19 protein-coding genes and 1 tRNA gene are annotated in these 22,389 nt (G+C 69.1%); 13 read left to right on the top strand and 7 right to left on the bottom strand.

The window, feature by feature from the left end; all coding sequences use genetic code 11:
- Positions 1–110 precede the first annotated feature (110 nt).
- A complete protein-coding gene (locus tag D9601_RS07220) occupies positions 111–590 on the bottom strand; it encodes a peroxiredoxin (RefSeq protein ID WP_198353150.1) in 480 nt (159 codons plus the stop codon).
- A gap of 101 nt (positions 591–691) precedes the next feature.
- Here D9601_RS07220 and D9601_RS07215 point away from each other — a divergent pair, with 101 nt between their 5' ends.
- The 9 genes from D9601_RS07215 to trxA all read left to right on the top strand — a co-directional run bounded on the left by D9601_RS07215 (position 692) and on the right by trxA (position 14,158).
- The gene (locus D9601_RS07215) at positions 692–1,252 is read left to right on the top strand and encodes a YqgE/AlgH family protein (RefSeq protein ID WP_198353149.1); all 561 of its coding nucleotides are present in this window, start codon (positions 692–694) and stop codon (positions 1,250–1,252) included.
- Positions 1,253–1,343: 91 nt separating this feature from the next.
- Entirely contained in the window at positions 1,344–2,762 is a 1,419-nt protein-coding gene (gene ahcY / locus D9601_RS07210) for an adenosylhomocysteinase (RefSeq protein WP_198353148.1), read from the top strand.
- Positions 2,763–2,924: 162 nt separating this feature from the next.
- Positions 2,925–5,258: a sensor histidine kinase gene (locus D9601_RS07205; RefSeq protein WP_198353443.1), complete on the top strand. Its 2,334-nt coding sequence runs from the start codon at positions 2,925–2,927 to the stop codon at positions 5,256–5,258.
- Complete coding sequence (gene tsaE / locus D9601_RS07200; protein ID WP_198353147.1) at positions 5,255–5,701, top strand: tRNA (adenosine(37)-N6)-threonylcarbamoyltransferase complex ATPase subunit type 1 TsaE; 447 nt, start codon at positions 5,255–5,257, stop codon at positions 5,699–5,701. Before D9601_RS07205 ends, tsaE begins: the two co-directional genes overlap by 4 nt.
- The gene (locus D9601_RS07195) at positions 5,698–6,663 is read left to right on the top strand and encodes an aminoglycoside phosphotransferase family protein (RefSeq protein WP_198353442.1); all 966 of its coding nucleotides are present in this window, start codon (positions 5,698–5,700) and stop codon (positions 6,661–6,663) included. The genes tsaE and D9601_RS07195 overlap by 4 nt, the downstream gene beginning before the upstream one ends.
- On the top strand, positions 6,660–7,415 hold the full coding sequence (locus D9601_RS07190) for a nucleotidyltransferase family protein (RefSeq protein WP_198353146.1): 756 nt from the start codon (positions 6,660–6,662) through the stop codon (positions 7,413–7,415). Before D9601_RS07195 ends, D9601_RS07190 begins: the two co-directional genes overlap by 4 nt.
- A complete protein-coding gene (gene addB, locus D9601_RS07185; protein ID WP_198353145.1) occupies positions 7,408–10,362 on the top strand; it encodes a double-strand break repair protein AddB in 2,955 nt (984 codons plus the stop codon). The genes D9601_RS07190 and addB overlap by 8 nt, the downstream gene beginning before the upstream one ends.
- Entirely contained in the window at positions 10,349–13,774 is a 3,426-nt protein-coding gene (gene addA / locus D9601_RS07180) for a double-strand break repair helicase AddA (RefSeq protein WP_198353144.1), read from the top strand. The genes addB and addA overlap by 14 nt, the downstream gene beginning before the upstream one ends.
- A gap of 60 nt (positions 13,775–13,834) precedes the next feature.
- Complete coding sequence (gene trxA, locus D9601_RS07175) at positions 13,835–14,158, top strand: thioredoxin TrxA (protein ID WP_198353143.1); 324 nt, start codon at positions 13,835–13,837, stop codon at positions 14,156–14,158.
- 54 nt (positions 14,159–14,212) lie between these two features.
- On the opposite strand, the gene D9601_RS07170 is transcribed toward trxA, so the two are convergent.
- Positions 14,213–15,007: an inositol monophosphatase family protein gene (locus D9601_RS07170; RefSeq protein WP_198353142.1), complete on the bottom strand. Its 795-nt coding sequence runs from the start codon at positions 15,005–15,007 to the stop codon at positions 14,213–14,215.
- Between the two features lie 10 nt (positions 15,008–15,017).
- Entirely contained in the window at positions 15,018–16,250 is a 1,233-nt protein-coding gene (argJ, locus tag D9601_RS07165; RefSeq protein WP_198353141.1) for a bifunctional glutamate N-acetyltransferase/amino-acid acetyltransferase ArgJ, read from the bottom strand.
- Positions 16,251–16,321: 71 nt separating this feature from the next.
- Here argJ and D9601_RS07160 point away from each other — a divergent pair, with 71 nt between their 5' ends.
- From D9601_RS07160 to secA, 3 genes are all read left to right on the top strand, one after another.
- Entirely contained in the window at positions 16,322–16,975 is a 654-nt protein-coding gene (locus tag D9601_RS07160; protein ID WP_198353140.1) for an energy transducer TonB, read from the top strand.
- A gap of 65 nt (positions 16,976–17,040) precedes the next feature.
- A complete protein-coding gene (locus D9601_RS07155) occupies positions 17,041–17,292 on the top strand; it encodes a hypothetical protein (protein ID WP_198353139.1) in 252 nt (83 codons plus the stop codon).
- A gap of 120 nt (positions 17,293–17,412) precedes the next feature.
- On the top strand, positions 17,413–20,157 hold the full coding sequence (gene secA, locus D9601_RS07150) for a preprotein translocase subunit SecA (protein ID WP_198353138.1): 2,745 nt from the start codon (positions 17,413–17,415) through the stop codon (positions 20,155–20,157).
- A gap of 102 nt (positions 20,158–20,259) precedes the next feature.
- Here secA and D9601_RS07145 read toward each other — a convergent pair whose 3' ends face one another.
- Both D9601_RS07145 and D9601_RS07140 read right to left on the bottom strand, forming a co-directional pair.
- On the bottom strand, positions 20,260–20,841 hold the full coding sequence (locus D9601_RS07145) for a CC0125/CC1285 family lipoprotein (RefSeq protein WP_198353137.1): 582 nt from the start codon (positions 20,839–20,841) through the stop codon (positions 20,260–20,262).
- A 122-nt stretch (positions 20,842–20,963) separates the two neighbouring features.
- Positions 20,964–21,380: a secondary thiamine-phosphate synthase enzyme YjbQ gene (locus D9601_RS07140; protein WP_198353136.1), complete on the bottom strand. Its 417-nt coding sequence runs from the start codon at positions 21,378–21,380 to the stop codon at positions 20,964–20,966.
- A 128-nt stretch (positions 21,381–21,508) separates the two neighbouring features.
- Here D9601_RS07140 and D9601_RS20015 point away from each other — a divergent pair, with 128 nt between their 5' ends.
- Positions 21,509–21,634, top strand: a complete 126-nt coding sequence (locus D9601_RS20015; protein ID WP_269769647.1) for a hypothetical protein — start codon at positions 21,509–21,511, stop codon at positions 21,632–21,634.
- 19 nt (positions 21,635–21,653) lie between these two features.
- On the opposite strand, the gene D9601_RS07135 is transcribed toward D9601_RS20015, so the two are convergent.
- Together D9601_RS07135 and D9601_RS07130 are read right to left on the bottom strand one after the other, a co-directional pair.
- Positions 21,654–21,875, bottom strand: a complete 222-nt coding sequence (locus D9601_RS07135) for a hypothetical protein (protein ID WP_198353135.1) — start codon at positions 21,873–21,875, stop codon at positions 21,654–21,656.
- A gap of 353 nt (positions 21,876–22,228) precedes the next feature.
- Positions 22,229–22,303: transfer RNA gene (locus tag D9601_RS07130), tRNA-Asn, on the bottom strand.
- Between the last annotated feature and the right edge of the window lie 86 nt (positions 22,304–22,389).

Genomic DNA, 22,389 nt, shown 5'->3' with positions numbered 1-22,389 from the left:
TAGGACTAGCGAAGCTGGCGGAGGGGGTATGCCGTATGCCTTGCAATACATGGAAGCCCTCCTCCGTCAGCGTTGGCGCGCTGCCACCTCTCGGCGCGCGGAGCGGATCGTTAAATCGCGGTGAGCAGATGCTCTGCGCTGCTGACCTTGAATTCGCCCGGCTGTTCGACGTGCAGCTGCTTCACCACGCCGTCTTCGACCAGCATCGCGTAGCGCGCCGAGCGGGTACCCATGCCAAACCGGCTGGCGTCGATTGCGAGGCCGATCGCGTCGGCGAAGGCAGCGTTGCCGTCGGCCAGCATCGTGATGCCCTCCGCGCCGGCGGACTTCGCCCAGGCGGCCATGACGAAGGCGTCGTTCACCGCGGTGCAGGCGATCTCGTCGACGCCCTTGGCGAGCAGTTCGTCCCTGCGCTCGACGAAGCCGGGGAGATGCTTGGCGGAACAGGTCGGGGTGAACGCACCCGGCACCGCGAACAGCGCGACGGTGCGGCCCGCGAAATAGTCTTGCGACTGGACCGTATCAGGACCGTCCGCGGTCACCTTGACGAGCGGGACGGACGGGATGGTGTCGCCGATGGAGATGGTCATGGTGGCAGGCCTCTGAGCGGAAGGGAGCGCGACTGGTCGGCGAAAGCGCGGACGATTTCAACCTTGGGTTTTGCGCGGGCGACGCCCTATGTTCGACGGCGATGAGCGATCCCACCTATCTCACCGGTCAGTTCCTGCTCGCCATGCCGGGCATGATCGATCCGCGCTTCGACCATGCCGTGATCGCCATGTGCTCTCACGATGCCGCCGGCGCGCTCGGCATCGGTATCGGTGCGACGATCGATGGACTGGGGCTGCACGATCTGCTCGACCAGTTCGAGATTCCGCACGGCGCCGCGCCCGACGTGCCGATCCATTTCGGTGGCCCGGTCGAGCCGCGGCGCGGCTTCGTGCTCCATTCCACCGACTGGGGCGGCCAGGATACGATCGACGTCGCCGGTCGCTGGGCGATGTCGAGCACGATCGACGTGCTGCGCGCGATCGCCGGCGGCGAGGGGCCGACCCGCTACGTCGTCGCGCTCGGCTATGCCGGCTGGGGCGAGGGGCAGCTCGACGGCGAACTGACCCGGCCGGGCTGGTTCAACGTCGCGGGCGACGACGGCCTGCTGTTCGCCACGGCCGCCGAAGACCGCTGGAACCGCGCCTTCGCCCTGGCGGGGATCGACCCGCGCCTGCTCGTCGCCGACACCGGGACCGCTTGAACCAACGAGATATAAAGATATCTTTATATTTGATCGGCGGCGGCAAGCGGGCTAAGGGCGCCCCATCCATCCTGTCTGAGGAGCCTGTCGCGTGGCCACCGCTATCGCCGTCGAGAACAACGATTACGTCATCAAGGATATCGGTCTGGCCGATTTCGGCCGCGCCGAGATCAAGATCGCCGAGACCGAGATGCCCGGCCTGATGGCCCTGCGCGACGAGTTCGGCGCATCGCAGCCGCTCAAGGGCGCTCGCATCACCGGCTCGCTGCACATGACGATCCAGACCGCGGTGCTGATCGAGACGCTGACCGCGCTCGGCGCCGACGTGCGCTGGGCGACCTGCAACATCTTCTCGACCCAGGACCATGCCGCCGCGGCGATCGCCGCCGCCGGCATCCCCGTCTTCGCCGTGAAGGGCGAGACGCTGGCCGAATATTGGGACTATGTCGGGTCGATCTTCGATTGGGACGACGGCAACGGCCAGACCGCCAACATCATCCTCGACGACGGCGGCGACGCGACGATGTTCGCGCTGTGGGGCGCCAAGCTTGAGGCCGGCCAGAGCTTCGGCGAGCCGGAGAATGAGGAAGAGGTTGAGTTCCAGCGTTCGGTCAAGGCGTTCATCGCCAAGAAGCCGGGCTATTTGACCGAGACCGTCAAGAACCTGAAGGGCGTGTCGGAAGAAACGACGACCGGCGTCCACCGCCTGTACGAGATCGCCAAGAAGGGCGAGCTGCCGTTCCCGGCGATCAACGTCAACGATTCGGTCACCAAGTCGAAGTTCGACAACCTCTATGGCTGCAAGGAATCTTTGGTCGACGCGATCCGCCGCGCCACCGACGTGATGCTGGCCGGCAAGGTCGCCACCGTCGCCGGCTTCGGCGACGTCGGCAAGGGTTCGGCCGCCAGCCTGCGCAACGGCGGCGCCCGCGTCCTGGTCACCGAGATCGACCCGATCTGCGCGCTGCAGGCGGCGATGGAGGGCTATGAGGTCGTGACGATGGAGGAAGCAGTGAAGCGCTCCGACATCTTCGTTACGGCGACCGGCAACGCCGACGTCATCACCGCCGATCACATGAAGGCGATGAAGCCGATGTCGATCGTCTGCAACATCGGCCACTTCGACAGCGAGATTCAGATCGCCGCTCTGTCCAACTACAAGTGGACCGAGGTGAAGCCGGGCACCGACCTGGTCGAGTTCCCGGACGGTAAGCAGATCATCGTCCTCGCCAAGGGCCGCCTGGTGAACCTGGGCTGCGCGACCGGCCACCCGTCGTTCGTGATGTCGGCGTCGTTCACCAACCAGACGCTCGCGCAGATCGAGCTGTGGACCAAGGGCGAGAACTACAAGAACGAGGTCTACGTCCTGCCCAAGCACCTCGACGAGAAGGTGGCGGCGCTGCACCTCGAGAAGCTGGGCGTCCAGCTGTCGAAGCTGACGCCGAAGCAGGCAGGCTATATCGGCGTGCCGGTCGAGGGTCCGTTCAAGCCGGATCACTATCGCTACTGATCGCCGACGCGATTGCAGCAACGGGGGGCGGCGCCGCGAGGTGCCGCCCTTTCCGTTTCCGGTCTTCAACGATTGCCGCAATCCGGCAATCCGTTCTACAGCTTGGCCCGGCGAGCGCCCGGTCGGGCAGGCGAGGGGTAAGCGTTGATCCAGCTTTCGGTGATGGCGGCGGTCGTGACGGGGGTGGTGCTCGCGCTGCTCGTCGGCGGCGGCAGCTACGCGCTCTACCTGGGTTGGCGGTGGCGGGGCGAAGCCGCCCAGGCCTTGGCGCGGGTGCGCGAGACGGAGGCGCTTCGTCAGGTATCCCCCGCCATGGCGACGCTGATCCGCGCCGACGGCCGCATCGAAATGCCGCCGCGTCTGGTCGACTGGTTTGGCCTGGCGGCGGCGCCGCGCTTTCTGCAGGACCTGACCGGCGACGGCGGTGGCCTTCCCCCGGACGAGGCGCAGGCCCTGGCGGCGGAGGTCAAGGCGGCGCAACGCGCCGGCCGTGGCTTCGTCCGGACGCTGCATCCCCAAGAATCGGGGCGCAGTTTCACCGTGCGCGGTGCGCGCGCACCCGGCGACCTGGGCGCCACCGGCGCCGTGGTGCTGTGGGCGATCGACGCGACCGAAGCGGAGGCGGAGACGGCGCGGTTGAGCGCCGAGGTCGACGAGCTATCGGTGGCGTTCGACGCACTGACCGGACTGATCGAGGCGGCGCCGCTGCCCATGTGGTACCGGGGACCCGATTTCCGGCTGGCGATGGTCAACACGGCCTATGTGCGGGCCGTGGAGGGCGTCGATGCGGCGGACGTGATCGCGCGGCAGCTCGAGCTGATCGAGGGGTCCGGGCGCGGTGGCCCCAATGCCGGCGCACGGACGGCGCGCGAATCGGGGCGTCCGCAAGCGGCGATCCTGCCCGCGACGATCGATGGCGCGCGCCGCGCCTTGCATATCCACGACGTGCCGCTGCCGACCGGCGGGGTTGCGGGCTTCGCGGTCGATGTCGAGGATCTCGAACAATCCCGCGCCGCCGCCAAGCGTTTCGCCGAGGCGCAGCGCGCGATGCTGGACCGCCTGTCGGCCGGCGTCGCGCAATTCGGCCCGGATCGCGGGCTGGTGTTCTGTAACCAGCCGTTTCGCCGCATGTTCGCGATGCGCGCCGAATGGCTTGCCGACCGGCCGGAGTTCGACCGCGTGCTGGAGCGGATGCGTGAGGCCAGCCGCCTGCCGGAGGTGCGAGACTTCCCGAGCTGGAAGGCGGAACGGCGCAGCTGGTTCGTCCCCGGCGAGGACGCGATCGAGGAGAATTGGCATCTGCCGGGCGGTACGCATCTGCGCGTCGTTGCGCAGCCGCTGCCGGATGGCGGCCTGCTCGTCATCTTCGAGGATCGCACCGAGCAGGTGCAGCTGGCTAGCGCGCGCGACACGCTGCTGCGGGTTCGCACTGCGACCTTCGACAATTTGTTCGAGGCGCTGGCGGTATTCGCCGCCGACGGCAAGCTGCAGCTGTGGAACAACCGGCTGCGCAGCGTCTGGGGCTTCGAGGAGGAATTCCTCGCCGGCCACCCCCGGGTCGACAGTTTCGCGGAGGCCGCGGCCTCGCGTCTGGCAACGCCGAACCGCGCCGTGCTGATCCCCGAACTGGTCCGCTCTGCGACCAGCGAGCGCCAGCAGCGCGGCGGACGCGTCGCCTTCGCCGACGGCCGCCATTTCGAATTCGCCGCGGTGCCGCTGCCGGACGGCAATGCGCTGCTGACGATGCTCGACATCACCGACAGCCGCCGCGCCGAACAGGCGTTGCGCGACCGGGCCAACGCGCTGGAGGCGGCGGACAAGGTCAAGACGCAGTTCGTCGCCAACATGAGCTACGAATTGCGCACGCCGCTGACCTCGATCAGCGGCTTCGCCGAGATGCTGCACGCGGGCTATGCCGGCGCGCTGAGCCCCGCGGGCGACCAATATGTGCAGGCGATCCTCGATTCGGTCGAGCGGCTCGGGCTGCTGATCGACGACGTGCTCGATCTGACCCAGGGCGGCGACGATACCGACGTCGAGCGGATCGACGTCGATCTGGCGGCGGTAGCGCGGCAGGCGGCGGAGACGATCCAGCCGGCGGCGAAGCGGCGCAAGCTCGACTTCGCGATCGAGCTGGCACGGTCCGCCGGGCGCGTCACCGGTGATCCCAAGCGGCTGAAGGAGGTGGTCGAGCATCTGCTGCGCCACGCGGTGGCGGCGACGCCGGAGGGCGGCCGCATCCTGCTGCACGCCGACGGCAATGCGACGCGGGCGCGGATCATCGTGTCGGACGACGGCTTCGGCATGGACGCGCAAGCGGTGGCGCATGCCTTCGACCGGTTCGCCGAACCCGGCATGCAACCGACCGGCGAACGTGCGCTCGGCCTCGGCCTGCCGCTCGCCCGCCAGTTTGTCGAGGCGCATGGCGGCACCATCGACCTCGTCTCCGAACCGGGGCAGGGGACGCTGGTGACGGTGGAGCTGCCGCGGCGATGACGGTCGTCGCCCTCGCCGATCCGGCCGCGACCGAGGCGTTCGGCGCTCGGCTGGCCGATCGGCTCGCCCCCGGCGACGTCATCGCCTTGCGCGGCGATCTCGGCATGGGCAAGACCAGCCTGGCGCGCGGACTGCTCGCCGCGCTCGGCCTGGCCGGCGAGGCGCCGAGCCCGAGCTTCGCGATCGTCCAGCCTTATGCGCCGCCCGACGTGCGGCTGCCGGTGCTCCATGTCGACCTTTATCGGATCGACGATCCCGCTGAGATCGACGAACTCGGCCTGGACGACGCGCTCTACGATTCCGCGCTGTTGATCGAATGGCCGGAGCGGGCCGGCGACCGATGGCCCGATGCACTCGTCCTGACGCTGGCGCCGGCCTCGGACGGCGGACGAATCTTGACAGCGGACGTCCCCGCGGCATGGAGGCGGCGATGGCCGATATGACCCCGCCAGGCGGCGCCGCCGCCTTTCTCGCACGCCACGGTTGGGCGGGGGAGATCGTCCCGCTCGCCGGCGACGCTTCCTTCCGTCGCTATTTCCGGGTGCATGCGGGCGAGCGGCGGGCGATCCTGATGGACGCACCGCCGCCGCACGAGGATCCGCGCCCGTTTCTCTCGGTCGCCGGCTGGCTCAGCGCGCACGGCTTCGCCGCGCCGGCGATCCATGCCGTTGATCTCGACCAGGGTCTCGTTCTGATCGAGGATTTCGGTGACGCCCGACTGCGCGAGACCGCGGATGCGGAAGGCGAGGCGGCGGTGCCGCTGTACGAGGCGGCGATCGACCTGCTCGTCGCGCTCGCCCGCCATCCCGCCGAGGGGCTGGCCCCCTATGACCGCCAGGTCCTGCACCGCGAGGCGGCGCTGTTCGTCGAATGGTATTGCCCGGCCGTGGGGCTGGCGGTCGACGTGGACGGCTATCGCGCCGCCTGGGACGTGGTGTTCGATCATGCCCTGACCGACGCGCCCGTTACCGTGCTGCGCGACTATCATGCCGAAAATCTGATGCTGGTTGGTGCGCAGCGGCAACTCGGCCTGCTCGACTTCCAGGACGCGCTCGCCGGCCATCCGGCCTATGATCTCGTCTCGCTGCTGCAGGATGCCCGCCGCGACGTCGAACCGTCGCTGGAGGACAGGATGCTGGCCCGCTATCGCGCCGCGACCGGGGCGGGCGACGCCTTCCTCGACGCCTATCACGTGCTCGGCGCGCAGCGGAACGCCAAGATCATCGGCATCTTCACCCGGCTGTGGCAGCGCGACGGCAAGCCGCGCTACCCGTCGCTCTGCCCGCGGGTCTGGGCCTATCTGGAGCGCGACCTGTCGCAGCCGGTGCTGCGCCCCGTCGCCGCCTGGTTCGACGCCAACGTGCCGCCGGAAAAGCGCGGCGATCCGCTGGTGATCGGCGCATGACCCGGCTGCGCTCGCTGCGCCCCGACCCCGGCGCCCGCGTGCCCGCGACCGCGATGGTGATGGCGGCGGGCCTCGGCAAGCGGATGCGCCCACTCACCGCGACGCGCCCCAAGCCGTTGGTCGAAGTCGCCGGCAAGCCGTTGATCGATCACGTCTTCGATCGGCTGCGCGCGGCCGGCGTGCAACGCGCAGTGGTCAACGTCCATTATCTCGGCGACGTACTGCAGGCGCATCTGACCGATCGCTACGACGATATCGAGGTGGTCTTCTCGGACGAGCGGGCTCAGCTGATGGAGACGGGCGGCGGCCTGGTGAAGGCGCGGCATCTGCTCGGCGACGATCCGGTGCTCGTCGTCAACAGCGACAATCTCTGGCTCGACGGGCCGGTGGACGCGCTGAAGCTGCTCGCCGCGCGCTGGGACGATGCGGACATGGACGCGCTGCTGCAGGTCGTTCCCTATGCGCGGGCGAACAACCACAAGGGACAGGGCGATTTCCGCCTCGGCCCCGACGGTCGCATCACCGGCCGCCGGCGGGAAGGCGCGACCGCGCCCTTCGTCTATACCGGGGTGCAGATCCTGCATCCGCGGCTGATCGTCGACTGGCCGGAGGGACCCTTTTCCACCAATCTGTTCTGGAACCGCGCGATCGAGGCGGGTCGCGCCTTCGGGCAGGTCCATCAGGGTCTGTGGTTCGACGTCGGCACGCCGCAGGCGATCCCCAAGACCGAGGCGCTGATCGCGGATGGCTGAGCCGCGCCGGCCGCAGCTGTTCACCATCCCCTCGCACAAGGCGTTTGCGGATACTTTGGTCGCGGGGCTGCTGCGCCGCGCCGGCGACGATCCGATGGCGTTGGCGCGCGGGCTCGTGCTGCTGCCCAACAATCGTGCCGTCGTCGCGGTCACCAACGCCTTCGTGCGGGCGAGCGGCGGCGGGCTGCTGCTGCCGCGGCTGGTGCCGCTCGGCAGTGCCGACCTCGGCGAGGCGGTCGGGGCGGCGCTGGACCCGGCCGACGACCTCGATCCGCCGCCGCCCGCGGTGGCACCGATGCAGCGGCGGATGATCCTTGCCCGGCTGGTGCAGGAGGAACGGGCACGAGCCGGCCAGCCCGTCGACGCCGCCGAAGCGGTGCGGCTGGCGGGCGACCTCTGCCATACGCTCGATCAGCTGCTGGTCGAGGAGGTGCCGCCGGCGGCGTTGCGCGTCATCGACCTGGCGCCGGAGCTCAGCGAGCATTGGCAGCGCGCGCTGTCGACCTTCGCCATCGTGCTCGAGCGCTGGCCAGCGGAGCTGGCACGGCTCGGCATGATCGACGCGGCGACGCGGCGGCGGATGCTGCTCGACCGGCTGGCAAGGCGCTGGCGGCAGGCGCCGCCGACAGGCTTCGTCTGTGCCGCGGGCATCACCGATCCGGCGCCCGCGGTGGCGCGGCTGCTGCGCTGCGTCGCGGAGGCGCCGGCGGGGATGACCGTCTTTGCCGGGCTCGATCTTGCCATGCCGGAGGCGGAATGGGACGCGCTGGGTCCCCATGCGCCGGACCCGGTCACCGGCCTCGTCCGGCGATCAATCGAGACGCATCCGCAATTCCACATGAAGCAGCTGATGGAGCGGATGGGCGTCGGCCGCGGCGAATTCGCCAATTGGCCGGGCACCGCTGGGCCCGACGCCGGCGCGATCCGTGGGCGCGCGGTCGCCAATGCCCTGGCGCCTGCCGCCTTCACCGGCAAATGGACCGCGCTGAAGGCGGAGGAGCGGCGGCTGACCGGGGTCACCGCCGCCGAGCTGGCGACGCCGGCGGAAGAGGCGCAGGCGATCGCGCTCGCGCTACGCGGCGCGCTGGAGGAGGGGGCGCGCACCGCAGCGCTCGTCACCCCCGATCGGGCGCTGGCGCGGCGCGTCGCGGCGCATCTGGAGCGCTGGGGCATCACCGCCAACGATTCGGCCGGCCGGCCGCTGTCGCTCTATGCGTCGGGCACGCTGCTGCTCGCGCTGGCGGAGGCGGCCGCGCAGCGGTTCGCGCCGCTCGCCTTGCTCGCGCTGCTTAAGCATCCGTTGGTGCGCACCGGCGAGCGGCGACTAGCGTGGCTCGACGGCGTGCGCCGGCTCGACCGCGCCTTGCGCGGCCCGCGGCCGGCGCCGGGGCTCGACGGCATCGCCGCGCATCTAGAACGCAACGGCCGCAAGCAGGCGCTGGCCTGGTGGCAGGAGGCGGCCGCGCTGCTGCGTCCGATCGAGCGGACGTTCGACGATGGCGCCCAGCCGATGGCGGCGATGCTCGCCTGTGTGCGGGAGACGGCGCAAAGTCTGTGCGGCGACGATCTCTGGGCGGGCCTGCCGGGGCGGGCGGCGGCGCAGTTCATCGACGATCTGGAGGCGGCCGCCGCCGCCGGGCCGCCGCGCGTCGATCCGGCCGGGCTCGCGCCCTTGCTGCGCGGGCTGCTCGACGAGGTGGCGGTCCGCCTGCCGAGCGGACGCAACCACCCGCGCATCGCCATCTACGGCCTGCTCGAGGCGCGATTGCAGACCGCGGACCTGATGGTGCTGGGCGGCCTCAACGAGGGCGTGTGGCCGGGGCGGCCGGCACCCGATCCCTGGCTGGCGCCGCGTATCCGCATGGCGCTGGGGCTGCCGGGTCTCGAATATGCGGTGGGCGTCGCAGCCCACGAATTCGGCCAGGCGCTGGGGGCGCCGGCGGCGCTGGTCACGCGGGCGCGGCGCGATGCAGCGGGGCCGACGCTGGCGTCGCGCCTATGGTTGCGGCTGCAGGCGATGGCGGGGGATCGCTTCACCCGCGCACACGATCTGGAACGCTGGGTCCATGCGCTCGACGCGCCGGGGGAATATCGTCCCGCCGACCGGCCCGCACCGGTGCCGCCCGCCGCGCTGCGGCCCAAGGCGATTTCGGTCACCGAGATCGACCGGCTGAAGGCGGACCCCTATGCCTTTTACGCCCGCCGGGTGCTGGCGCTGATGCCGCTCGACCCGGTCGATGCGGACCCGACGGCGGCATGGCGCGGTACCGAGGTGCACCGTATCCTGGAGGAATGGTGGCGGCAGGATCGCTGCGCACCGGCGACGCTGATCGCGCGGGCCGACGCGATGCTGGCTGACGAGCGCACCCATCCGATGATGCGGGCGCTGTGGCGGCCGCGGCTGATGGAGGCGATCGACTGGATCGCGCGCCAGGTCGAGGCGCAGGCGGCGGACGGGCGCCAGGTCGCCAGTGCGGAAGGGGCGGGCAAGGCGGAGATCGCCGGCATCGTGCTGACCGGCCGCTACGATCGCGTCGACCGGCTAGCCGACGGCAGCCTCGCGATCGTCGATTACAAGACGGGCAAGCCGCCCTCCGCCGCCGCGGTACGGGCAGGCTACAGCCTTCAGCTTGGCCTGCTCGGCGCGCTGGCGGAACGGGGCGGTTTCGCCGATGTCCGCGGCAAGGCGGCGGCGTTCGAATATTGGTCGCTTGGCAAGAAGCGCGACCAGTTCGGCTATATCGATACGCCGGTTCATCCCGACGGCCAGCGCGACCGGATCGTCACCGCCGACTTCACCACCATTGCCGTCGCCAATTTCGTCGAGGCGGCGGGGAATTGGCTGACCGGGGACGCCCCCTTCACGGCCAAGCTGGTGCCCGAATACGCCCCTTATGCCGAATTTGACCAATTGATGCGCCGGGACGAATGGTATGGCCGCGATTGACACGCTCGCCACCCTGCCGCGGCTGAAGGGTGCGCAGGCCGCCGCCAGCGATCCGCAGGCGCATGTCTGGCTGTCCGCCTCCGCCGGGACGGGCAAGACGCAGGTTCTGGCCGCGCGCGTCTTTCGCCTGTTGCTGCGCGACGTCCAGCCCTCGGCGATCCTCTGCCTGACCTTCACCAAGGCGGGCGCGGCGGAAATGGCGCAGCGGATCAACACTCGGCTTGCCGCCTGGGTGCGGATGGCGCCGACCCAGCTGGCCGCCGACCTGGAGGCGCTCGGCGAGCGGGCAACGCCGGCGTTGCAGGATCGCGCCCGTACCCTGTTCGCGCGCGTGCTCGACGCGCCGGGCGGCGGCCTGCGCATCCAGACGATCCACGGCTTCTGCCAGAGCCTGCTGGCCGCCTTCCCGGTCGAGGCGGCGCTGACCCCCGGCTTTCGCCCGTTGGAGGCGCGCGAGGAGGCGGTGCTGGCGCGCGAGACGCTCGCCCAGCTGCTCGCCGACGCGGAGCGCGAGGGGCGGCTGACCCCGATCGACACGATCGGCGCGCTGTCGCTGCGTCTCGGCGAGGGCGGGGCGGAAGCCTTCCTGCTCGCCTGCGCGCGGTCGCTGCCGGCGCTGGAGGTCTTGCCGAGCGGCATCCAGCCGTGGCTGCGCCGCGCACTCGACCTGCCCCAGGGCGACATCGGCGACGCGCTGGCCTCGGGCTGCGACCTGATCGACACAGGGGTGATCGAGCGGCTGGCGGCGGCGAACCGCGCCTGGGCGACGGCGACGGGGCTCGGCCATGCCGCGCGCTTCGATGCCTGGCTGGCGGCGTCGCCCGCATCTCGCGCGCAGACGCTGGAGGATTTGGCCGGTACGGTGTTGACCGGCAAGAACGAGCCCCGCAAGGCGTCGAAGAAGCTGGTCGATGCCGAGCCCGACTATGAGGATCTCGCCGCCGAGCTCGGCGCGCATTGCCTCGACCTGCTGTCGTTGACCAGCCGCGCCGCCTATGCCGATCTGCTCGCCGCAGGGCTGGCGGTCGGGCGCGACTATGCGCGCGCCTATGCGGCGGCGAAGCGGCGGATCGGCGCGGTCGATTTCGACGATCTGATCGCGGTCACCGTCCGGCTGCTCGAACAGCCCGGCATCGGCGAATGGGTGCGCTACAAGCTCGACCAGGGCACGGAACATGTGCTGATCGACGAGGCGCAGGACACCAACCTCAACCAGTGGCGGATCGTCACCGCGCTGGCGTCGGAGTTCTTCGTCGGCCGCGGCGTGTTCGCGCCGGCGACGCGGACGCTGTTCACCGTCGGCGACTATAAGCAGGCGATCTTCGGCTTCCAGGGCACCGATCCGATCAACTTCCGCTGGGCGGAGGGTCATTTCGCGCAGCGCGCCGCGGCGGTGGCGGGCGACCTCGACTGGCCGGAGCAGGAACGCGGCCTGCCGTTCAACCAATTGTCGTTGACCCATTCCTTCCGCTCGACCCGGCCGGTACTCGAATTCGTCGATGCGGCGGTGGCGGCGATCGGCGATCCCGGACTCGGCATCGCCGGCGATCTCGAACGCCACGCCAGCGAGGTCGCCGGCCCGGGCCGGGTCGACCTGTGGCCGCCGGTCGTCGCCGGCGGCAGCGAGGAGGACGAGGAAGCCTGGATCGACGATGCGGTGCGCGAACAGGCGGTCCGCATCGCGCGTGCGGTGCGCGACTGGCTGAAGGGCGGGCTGATGCTGGAAAGCAAGGGCCGGCCGCTGCGCCCCGAGGACGTCATGATCCTGGTCAAGCGCCGCGGCGACCTTGCCTCGCTGATCGTCGCGCGCCTCTACGCGGAAGGCGTGCCGGTCGCCGGCGTCGATCGGTTGCGGCTCAATGCGCCGCTCGCCGTGCAGGACCTGCTTGCCGCCATCCGCTTCGTGCTGCAGCCCGACGACGATCTGTCGCTCGCCAGCCTGCTCGTCTCGCCGCTGATCGGCTGGACGCAGGATGAGCTGATGGCGGCCGCTCCCCGCGCCGCGGGCAGCCTGTGGTCGCGGTTGACCGACACGCAGTCCGACGAGCGGCTCGCGCCGTTGCGCGCCATGCTCGGCCGCGCCGACATCGACACGCCCTATCAATTCCTCGAGGCGCTGCTGTCGGGGCCGCTCGATGGCCGGCGCAAGCTGATCCGCCGGCTGGGCGAGGAGGCGCGCGACCCGATCGAGGAATTGCTCAACGCCGCCCTGCTGTTCGAGACCAGTTCGACGCCGTCGCTGCAGCGGTTCCTTGATTGGTTCGACCGCGGCGACGTCGAGATCGTCCGCGATCCCTCGGCGCCACTCGATGCGGTGCGGGTGATGACCGCGCACGGCGCCAAGGGTCTGCAGGCGCCGCTCGTCATCCTTGCCGATGCCACGGTCGATCCCACCGCTGCGCCACGTACGCTGGTGCGCTGGTCGCCCGAGCCCGGTGCCCAGCCGATCCCGATCTTCCGCCCCCGCTCGGCCGAGCGGGGCGGGCCGCTCGACACGGCGATCAGCGAACTCGAACGGCGCGAGCTCGAAGAGCATTGGCGGCTGTTCTACGTCGCCGCGACACGCGCCGAGGAACGGCTGGTGATCAGCGGGGCACTCGGCCCGCGGGCCAAGGGCGTGCCGCCCGAGGCGAGCTGGTATGCCGCCGCCGCCCGCGCCTTCGACGCGCTCGGCGCCGTAGGGGAGGGCGCGCGCAGCTTCGCCGGCAGCGAGCCGCAACCGCCGGCCAAGCCGCGCCCGCCCGTGGTCAGCGAGGCGACCGAGCGTGCCGCGGTCCCGGCATGGGCACGCCGGGCCGCGCCGCAGGAAAGTCGACCGCCGCGCCCGCTCGCCCCATCCGCGCTCGGCGAGGACGAGGTCAGCGATCCGCCCCCCGCCGCCGCGATGCGCGCCGCGGCGGAGCGTGGCCGGCTCTACCATGCGCTGTTCGAACGATTGCCGGCGTTGGCGCCGTCGGACCGGGCGGGTGCCGCCGATCGCTGGCTGGCCGGCGCCGGCGGCCTCGCCGATCCGGTCGCGCGCGCGGAGATCGTCGATTGCGTGCTGTCGATCCTCGACGATCCGCGCTTCGCCGACCTGTTCGGTCCGGAGGCGCTGGCGGAGGCGCCGATCGCCGCGACGCTGGACGACGGCACCGTCGTGTCGGGCACCGTCGACCGGCTGCTGGTCACGGCAGAGGCGGTGCGCGTCGTCGACTTCAAGACCGGCCGCCGGCCGCCCGCGAACCATGACGAGATTCCCGCTTATCACCTCGCCCAGCTCGGCGCCTATGCCGCCGCGCTGGCGATCGTTTTCCCGGGGCGGCGGGTGGAGGCGGGGCTGCTCTATACCGCCGGGCCGCGGCTCTTCGACCTGCCGCCGGCGCTGCTCGCCGCGCACAAGCCAGGCTTGGCGCGGCCGGAGCAAAGCTAGCCCCCAAGCGGTTGAGCCGACACCCGCCCCATCCTAAATGGGGTGCAAAGGAGATTATCCATGGCGACCAAGACGATCACCGATTCCAGCTTCCAGAGCGACGTGCTCAATGCCGATGGCCCCGTGCTGGTCGATTTCTGGGCGGAATGGTGCGGACCGTGCAAGATGATCGGGCCGAGCCTGGAGGAACTCTCGGAGGAACTGGGCGAGAAGGTGACGATCGCCAAGCTCAACATCGACGACAATCCCGATGCGCCGGGCCGTTACGGCGTGCGTGGCATTCCGACGATGATCCTGTTCAAGGCCGGCGCGCCGGCGGCGACCAAGGTCGGTGCCGAGCCCAAGGGCCGGATCAAGGCCTGGCTGGAAGGCGAACTCGCCTGAGGTCTCGGGGGGCGTCCTACGCCCCCCTTCGTTTGACGGGCTGCGAGACACGGCTCAGGCCAGCACCGCTCGCGCGCGCTCCCACAATGCCGGCGATGCCGCCGCGATCATCCCGCTCCGGCCATCACCGATCCGATAGTCCGCCCCGTCCAGCCGCCGTACGACGCCACCGGCCTCGCGCAGGAATAGGCTGCCGGCGGCATGATCCCACGGCAATGTCCGGCGGAACAGCGCGGCGTCATCGGTGCCCAGCACCAGCCGGGGATATTGTTCCGCCGCACAACGTGGCATCGGCTTGATCTGCCAGTGGCCGGCGGCGCGCGCGTCGATGTCGGCCAATTCCTCGGCCGACAGGAAATAGGTCGCCACGCCCGCCACGGGCTGCGTGCCGCCCGTGCCGCGTGCGAAGACCCGCTCGCCGTCGACGTAGGCACCGCCATCGGCAACCGCATGGACCAGCCGGTCGCTCACCGGATCGAGGATCCAGCCCGCCTGCACCACGTCGTCTTCGGCAAGCGCGATCATGATGCCGAACGGGGTGCGGCCATTGGCATAATTGTTGGTCCCGTCGATCGGGTCGACGATCCAGACGCGGCCGCGGTCGATGCCGTCGAGGATCGTCGGATCGGCGGCCACCGCCTCCTCGCCGACGACCCGCGCGGTGGCGTCGATCGCCAGCAATCCTTCGGTCAGCGCCGCCTCGCTGGCGCGATCGGCGACGGTGACGAGATCGTCCGCTGCCTTCTCGATCACCTGATCGGGCGACAGGTTGCGGAAATGCGGCATCACGATCTCGGCCCCGACCCGGCGCATCAGCGCGACGACGGCGTCATGGTGCTTGTGGGTCATTTCGGCCTCTTCAGCTCCGATAATCGGCGTTGATCGCGATATAGCCGTGCGTCAGGTCGCACGTCCAAACCGTCGCGACGCCGTCACCAAGGCCGAGGTCTACGCCGATCTCGACCTCCTGCCCCTTCAGATGCGCGGCGACCGGCGCCTCGTCATAGCCCTCGACCGCGAGGCCGCCTTCGGCGACCTGCGTCGCACCGAAGCGGATCGACAATCTGTCGCGCTCGGCGGGCTCGCCGGCCTTGCCGACGGCCATCACGACGCGGCCCCAATTGGCGTCCTCGCCCGCGATCGCCGTCTTGACCAGCGGCGAATTGGCGATCGACATGGCGATGCGGTGCGCGCTGCGGTCGCTCTCCGCGCCCGCGACGGTGATCTGGATGAGCTTGCTCGCGCCCTCGCCGTCGCGCACGACCAGCAGCGCTAGCTGACGGCACAGATCGGCGAGCGCGGCGGCGAAGGCATCGGCACCGTCGCTGTCGGGCCCGGCGAGCGGCGTATTGCCGGCCGTGCCGGTGGCGAAGGCGAGCACCGTGTCGCTGGTCGACGTGTCGCCGTCGACGGTGATGCACGAGAAGGTGGTGGTGTTCGCGGCGTTGAGCGCCGCCTGCAGGAAGCCGGGCTCGACCGCCGCATCGGTGAAGATGAAGCCGAGCATCGTCGCCATGTCCGGCGCGATCATGCCCGACCCCTTGATGATGCCGACCAGGGTCACGGTCCGCCCATCGACGATCGCGGTGGTGGTCGCGCCCTTGGGATAGGTGTCGGTGGTGCCGATCGTCTCCGCCGCCGCCTGCCAGTCGCACGGTTCGGCGGCAAAGGCCGCGTCGAGCCCGGCCTCCGCCTTGTCGACCGGCAGCGGCACGCCGATCACGCCGGTCGAGGCGACAAATACGTCCGACGGCTGGCAGCCGATATGCTGGGCGGTTCGCGCCGCGATCGCCTCCACCGCGGTGCGGCCGCGATGGCCGGTGAAGGCGTTGGAGTTGCCGGCATTAACGACCAGCGCCCGCGCCTGCCCGAGCGTCAGCGCCTTGCGGCACCATTCCACCTCCGGCGACGGGCATTTGCTCTGCGTCAGCACGCCCGCGACGCTCGTCCCCGGCGCGAGCGCGACGAAGGTCAGGTCGCAGCGGTCCCAAGTTTTGTACCGCGCCCGCGCGACATGCGGCACGACGCCGGCGACCGGGGGCAGGGCGGGGAAGGCGGCGGGGGCTAGCGGCGAGCGCGCATGATCTGTCATGCTGCCGCTATGGAAGCAGTCGCGGCCCGTATCAACGACGGGATGATGACAGCGGGGTAGGGGGTAGGGCGATGATCGACATGACGATGGCGTTGGCGACGATCCTGGTGACGCAGGCGACGACGCCCGCGACCGCGCCGCAAGCCGATCCGCCCCGCGCCGCCTCGCCGGAGGGCTATGAACCGCCGGTGCCGATCGGCGACCAGGGTGACTGGTTTCCGGTTGACGCCTACCCGCCCGAGGCTCGTCGGGCCGGCGACCAAGGCAGAGTATCGATCAAGCTCATGCTCGATCCGCTCGGGAAGCCGTCGGCCTGCGTGATAACAGAGTCGAGTGGCTCTGCTGCACTCGATGCGAAGACGTGCGAATTGGCGATGCACAACGGTCGTTTCCGCCCCGCCCGCCAAAAGGGCAGGGCAATCGCTAGCACGTACCAACTGCGCGGCGTCCGATGGCAGTTGGACAGCGACCCAGGCAATGTCGAAGTCAATGCCGCCGGAACCGTCCTGACCGACACGATGATCGAGGTATCGATCGACACCACCGGTCAAGTCACGGCGTGCAAGGTCCTGACCAATTATCAGCGCGCAAGCGACCCATGCGTCGGCGCCGCGCAAAATGCGACTTCGCTGCCACGGATCATGAACGGCGGACGTCGGATCGCCGGCAAGGCGTTGATCGGATTCTCAATCACGCTGTTGCCGGATAAAACGGCGAGCAAGTGATCTTGAGATAGGGGCGCGCTTAGCCGGTGGACGCCCGCGGCGGCACGCTCTATGCCGGCTGCGCAATGAACCTGTTGCTGCTCTTTTCCGCGCTCTTGTCAGCCCTTACCGGGGTTGGCTCCGCGGCGCGTGCGCCCGCTGCGGCACAGGCGGTGAGCGCGCAGGTCGCCGCCGCCGCGGCCACCGTCGCCGCGATGCCCATCGCGCGACGCCCGCAGCAGGCGGTCGCTCGGTTGGTCGCCGTCGCCGTTGGATTGGCGCTGCCCATGCTCGCAGTCGCCGAAACCCCACTCTACGCCAGCCGCCGCCGCGAATAGCGCGCACGTCGTTTACAGCGAACTTTCCGACCGCTCCGGCCGTTCGCGCCACGACCCACGCCCTCTTCGGCGACGCTGCTCTACGTTGCGCGCGCGCCTTTCAATTTAGGACATATGCTTATGCTCGGCGGCCTCGCCAAATCCCTGTTCGGTTCATCCAACGACCGATACGTCAAATCCTTGAACCCGATCATCGCCAAGATCGCCGCCTTCGAGCCGCAGCTGCAGGCGCTGTCCGATGCCGATCTCGCCGGGCAGACCGCGAAGTTCCGCGAACAGCTGGCCAATGGCGCCAAACTCGACGACCTGCTGCCCGAGGCGTTCGCCACGGTGCGCGAGGCGGCGGTGCGCGTGCTCGGCATGCGCCATTTCGACGTGCAGATGATCGGCGGCATCGTCCTCCACCGCGGCGAGATCGCCGAGATGCGCACCGGCGAGGGCAAGACGCTGGTCGCAACGCTCGCCACCTATCTCAACGCGCTGCCGGGCGAGGGCGTCCACGTCATCACCGTCAACGACTATCTGGCGGCGCGCGACGCGGAATGGATGGGGCAGGTCTATCGCTTCCTCGGCCTGACCGTCGGCACGATCATCCCCAACCTCACCGACGAACAGCGTCGCGCCGCCTACAACAGCGACATCACCTACGGCACGAACAACGAGTTCGGCTTCGACTATCTGCGCGACAACATGAAGTATGAGCGGACCAGCATGGTCCAGCGTGCCTTCAGCATGGCGATTGTCGACGAGGTCGATTCGGTGCTGATCGACGAGGCGCGCACGCCGCTGATCATATCCGGTCCGACCGACGACAAGTCGGAGCTGTACATGGGCGTCGACGCGATCGTGAAACAGCTGACGGCCGACGATTACGAGAAGGACGAGAAGCAGAAGTCGATCATCCTGACCGAGGACGGCACCGAGCGCGCCGAGCGCCTGCTCGAGGCGGCCGGCCTGCTGCAGGGCGCCAACCTCTACGATTTCGAGAATACGCAGGTGGTCCACCACCTCAACCAGGCGCTGCGCGCCAACATGATGTTCAAGCGCGACACCGATTATATCGTCAAGGACGGCAAGGTCGTCATCATCGACGAATTCACCGGCCGCATGATGGACGGGCGGCGCTGGTCGGACGGCCTGCACCAGGCGGTCGAGGCCAAGGAAGGCGTGACGATCGAGCCCGAGAACCAGACCATGGCCTCGATCACCTTCCAGAACTATTTCCGCATGTACCCCAAGCTCGCCGGCATGACCGGCACCGCGGCGACGGAAGCGGCCGAGTTCTACGACATCTACAAGATGAACGTCGTCACCATCCCGACCAACGTGCCGGTGCAGCGGGTCGACGAGGAAGACGAATTCTACAAGGACACACACGACAAGTTCCGCGCAATTGCCAAAAAGATCCGCGAACATGCCGCCAAGGGGCAGCCGGTGCTGGTCGGCACCGTGTCGATCGAGAAGTCCGAACTGCTCAGCGAGTTCCTGGTACAGGAAGGCGTCGAACATAAGGTGCTGAACGCGCGCTATCACGAGATGGAGGCGCATATCGTCGCCCAGGCGGGCCGCAAGGCCGCGGTGACGATCGCGACCAACATGGCGGGCCGCGGCACCGACATCAAACTGGGCGGCAACCTCGAGTTCCGCATGCTCGACGAGCACCCGGACCTGGCCGAGGGCACGCCGGACTATGAGGCGGCGGCGGCGCGGATCCGAACCGAAATCGAGGCGGAGAAGCAGGAGGTGCTCGCCGCCGGCGGCCTGTTCGTGCTCGGCACCGAGCGGCACGAGAGCCGCCGCATCGACAACCAGCTGCGCGGCCGTTCGGGGCGCCAGGGCGATCCCGGCCTGTCGCGCTTCTACCTCAGCCTCGACGACGATCTGCTCCGTATCTTCGGGCCGGACACGTTGTTCGCGCGCATGATGCGGTCCAACATCGAGGATGGCGAGGCGATCGGGTCCAAGTGGCTGACGAAGGCGATCGAGACCGCGCAGAAGAAGGTCGAGGCGCGTAACTACGACATCCGCAAGCAGGTCGTCGAATATGACGACGTGATGAACGACCAGCGCAAGGTGATCTACGAGCAGCGCGCCGACATCATGGACGCCGAGACCGTGGGCGACGTGGTCAGCGACATGCGGGCCGAGACAGTAAACGTCATCGTCGGCGAGGCGTGCCCGGTCGGCTCCTATCCGGAGCAATGGGACGTCGCTGGCATGAAGACCCGCCTGGTCGAGACGCTCAACCTCGATATGCCGGTCGACGACTGGCTGAAGGAGAACGCGATCGATCCGGAAGTGGTCGAGGAGCGGGTGCGCGAGGCCGCCGACGCCATGGTCGCCGAAAAGGCCGCGCAGCTCGAGCCGGAGACGTGGCAGCAGGTCGAGAAGTCGATCCTGCTGCAGAATCTCGACCATCATTGGAAGGAGCATCTCGCGACGCTCGACGCGTTGCGGCAGGTCGTCCACCTGCGCGCCTATGCGCAGAAGACCCCGATCAACGAGTATAAGCAGGAGGCGTTCAGCCTGTTCCAGCGGATGCTCGACGCGATCCGCGAGGACGTGACGCGGACGATCGCCTTCGCCGAATTCCAGATCCAGGCGCCGCCGCCGCTGCCCGACCTGCCGGACTTCATCACCACGCATTTCGACCCGTTCACGGGCGAGGACAATTCGGCGGACATCGACGCCGGTACGCTTGGCCGCGTCACGCCGCAGCTTCCGCCGATGCAAATGGTGCAGCCCGAAGCACCCGACCTCGGCGACAATCCGGAACATTGGGAAGGCCGCGTCAACCGCAACGCACCGTGCCCGTGCGGTTCGGGACGCAAGTACAAGCACTGCCATGGGGCGGTGACCGTCTGAGCAATGCGGCGGCGCGGGTCGTACGACCCGGACCGCGGCAACAGAAAAGGGCCGGTCGCGATGGCGACCGGCCCTTTCTGCATTCCGGGCCGTTGAGACGGCTCAGTTCGTCTTGGGCAGCACCACGGTCGGCCCAATCGTGTCGACCACCGAACGGGCGTTGAACGCGCGCAGATTGTCGCGGGGGATCGGTCCCTTGCGCATGACGATCTCCGCCGTCGCCTCGTAGCGATCGATCTGACGGATATCGAAGCCATTGTCCCACGGGCCGAAGCCACCGAACCACGGGTCCCAGCTGCGCCAGCCGAAACCGCGGCCGTAATAGCGCCACGACGGTCCCCAATAGCCGCCGAAGCCGCCATAGCCGAAGCCGGGCGTCGTATAGGTGCGCGTCTGGCGATCGGTGTCGCGATTGGCCATCACGAAATAGTCATAGCCGTTCTGCAGCGTCAGTTCGGCGGCGCGGAACAGCAGATAGCGTTCGACGGTATCGCGCGACGTGACGCTGTTGCCGGCGAAGCTGACGATGAACCGGTCGGCTTCGACCTGACGATCGCTGTAGCCGGTACGATTGAAGCCCTGCCCGGTGGCGGGGCGATAGGTAGTCTCGGTCGCGCAGCCGGCGACCAGCAGCGTGCTCGCGGCCAATGCCGCAACCACAGCCTTGCGGCCTAGATGCATCATGTTTCCCTACTCCTTCGCGCGCGGATGCGGCGAACTCCCCGCATTTAGCGTCTTCCACCGGAACGAGCGATGAACGACTTGGCTCCCCCCGGGCACGGGTGAACGCGATTTCATCTCCCGGTTCATGCGCCGATCAGATGCAGGGCGATGCTGCGCCGATGCGGGCGGCTGCGATGCTCGAACAGATAGATGCCCTGCCAGGTGCCGAGCGCCAGCGCCCCGTCGATCAGCGGTATCGACAGCTGCACGCCGATCAGCGCCGTCTTGAGGTGCGCCGGCATGTCGTCCGGCCCCTCGTCGTCATGCTCGTACAGCGGCCCCTGCGGCGCGATCCGGTCGAAATAAGCCTCCATGTCGCGGCGGACCGCAGGCGCGGCATTTTCCTGAATGACCAGCGACGCAGAGGTATGACGGCAGAAGACGGTGAGCAGTCCCTCGGCCATTCCCTGCGCGGCGACCCAGCCGGTGACGCGCTCGGTGAATTCGACGAGGCCGGGGCGCCGCGTCTCGATCTGGATGATTGTGCTCGCCTGTCGCATCGTCGAATCGGTCCCGCATGCTATCCGGTCGATCCTACCCGCGACGGCGGCGCGCAGTTCCACCCGGGCGGAGCGGGCGGGCCCGTCGGACGTTGGCAAGGCCCTCAACCAGACGGGACGCGAACATCATGGCCGACCAGAATCCTCTTCACCGCGGCCCGCAACGCCAGGCGGTGCCGCGCATGGTGCTGTTCCTCATAGCGCTGGTCGTAATCGCGGTGGCGGTGCTGGTCTGGTATTCGCTGGGGCGCTAGCGCTGGGTTCGTTAGCCTATCAGTGCGCGACGAGCGCCGCGATCTGCGCGGCGTTGAGCGTCCGGCGAGCGTTCGGCTCCGGCCCCTCCAGCACCAGATAGGCATGGCAGCGGGCGGCCTCGTCGAGCCGCTGCCAGCGCGCCAGACACTCGTCGAGGCTGGCGCGAACCGGCTGGTGGATCGATGCGACCAGTTGCGCGGCATGGGGAAGCGGGGCGGGCGGGGAGTCGATACGGTCCACGGGGTGTTCCCAAGGCAAGGCGGTCAGAACCGCCAGCCATAGGCTTGTGGTATGGCAGATGCGTTAATCTGGATCGTGGCCGCAGCCCCGGCGGCAGCCTTTTAGCCCGGCAGCGTCTCGTCGGCGGTGTCGCGGCTCTTGCCGGTGACCGCCATCAGCACGGGGGCGGCGAGTACAGCGGCGGCCATGGCGCCGATCAGCACTTCCAGAATGATCATCAAGCCTCTCCAGCGGGCACGTTATGTGCCTCTGGCGCGGATGATGTCGATTCGCTGCCGGCTTGGCAACACTCTTGGTGAAAAGGGGGGAAGACACAGCGACAGGTAGGTCTGCTGCGCCCGGTGGCGCAGCGATGGCTCCCTGAGTTGGATTCGAACCAACGGCCGCTCGATTAACAGTCGAGAGCTCTACCGCTGAGCTATCAGGGACCGTTACCGTCGCTGTGTGGAGGGGGTCTATAGCCGGCATTTTCGGCAGCGCAACCCCGTTTCGCGGCGAATTTCACGAGATCGTC

Source organism: Sphingomonas sp. MA1305 (assembly GCF_016107325.1).
Taxonomy (GTDB): Bacteria; Pseudomonadota; Alphaproteobacteria; order Sphingomonadales; family Sphingomonadaceae; genus Sphingomonas.
Note: the sequence above shows the minus strand (reverse complement) of the source record. Positions and strands in the feature narration are given on the sequence as shown.

Excerpts from the sequence above, each read along its gene's own strand:
- D9601_RS07220 (WP_198353150.1), bottom strand. The coding sequence starts at position 590 with ATGACCATCTCCATCGGCGACACCATCCCGTCCGTCCCGCTCGTCAAG.
- D9601_RS07215 (WP_198353149.1), top strand. The coding sequence starts at position 692 with ATGAGCGATCCCACCTATCTCACCGGTCAGTTCCTGCTCGCCATGCCG.
- D9601_RS07205 (WP_198353443.1), top strand. The coding sequence starts at position 2,925 with ATGGCGGCGGTCGTGACGGGGGTGGTGCTCGCGCTGCTCGTCGGCGGC.
- tsaE (WP_198353147.1), top strand. The coding sequence starts at position 5,255 with ATGACGGTCGTCGCCCTCGCCGATCCGGCCGCGACCGAGGCGTTCGGC.
- D9601_RS07195 (WP_198353442.1), top strand. The coding sequence starts at position 5,698 with ATGACCCCGCCAGGCGGCGCCGCCGCCTTTCTCGCACGCCACGGTTGG.
- D9601_RS07190 (WP_198353146.1), top strand. The coding sequence starts at position 6,660 with ATGACCCGGCTGCGCTCGCTGCGCCCCGACCCCGGCGCCCGCGTGCCC.
- addB (WP_198353145.1), top strand. The coding sequence starts at position 7,408 with ATGGCTGAGCCGCGCCGGCCGCAGCTGTTCACCATCCCCTCGCACAAG.
- addA (WP_198353144.1), top strand. The coding sequence starts at position 10,349 with ATGGCCGCGATTGACACGCTCGCCACCCTGCCGCGGCTGAAGGGTGCG.
- trxA (WP_198353143.1), top strand. The coding sequence starts at position 13,835 with ATGGCGACCAAGACGATCACCGATTCCAGCTTCCAGAGCGACGTGCTC.
- D9601_RS07170 (WP_198353142.1), bottom strand. The coding sequence starts at position 15,007 with ATGACCCACAAGCACCATGACGCCGTCGTCGCGCTGATGCGCCGGGTC.
- argJ (WP_198353141.1), bottom strand. The coding sequence starts at position 16,250 with ATGACAGATCATGCGCGCTCGCCGCTAGCCCCCGCCGCCTTCCCCGCC.
- D9601_RS07160 (WP_198353140.1), top strand. The coding sequence starts at position 16,322 with ATGATCGACATGACGATGGCGTTGGCGACGATCCTGGTGACGCAGGCG.
- D9601_RS07155 (WP_198353139.1), top strand. The coding sequence starts at position 17,041 with ATGAACCTGTTGCTGCTCTTTTCCGCGCTCTTGTCAGCCCTTACCGGG.
- secA (WP_198353138.1), top strand. The coding sequence starts at position 17,413 with ATGCTCGGCGGCCTCGCCAAATCCCTGTTCGGTTCATCCAACGACCGA.
- D9601_RS07145 (WP_198353137.1), bottom strand. The coding sequence starts at position 20,841 with ATGATGCATCTAGGCCGCAAGGCTGTGGTTGCGGCATTGGCCGCGAGC.
- D9601_RS07140 (WP_198353136.1), bottom strand. The coding sequence starts at position 21,380 with ATGCGACAGGCGAGCACAATCATCCAGATCGAGACGCGGCGCCCCGGC.
- D9601_RS20015 (WP_269769647.1), top strand. The coding sequence starts at position 21,509 with ATGGCCGACCAGAATCCTCTTCACCGCGGCCCGCAACGCCAGGCGGTG.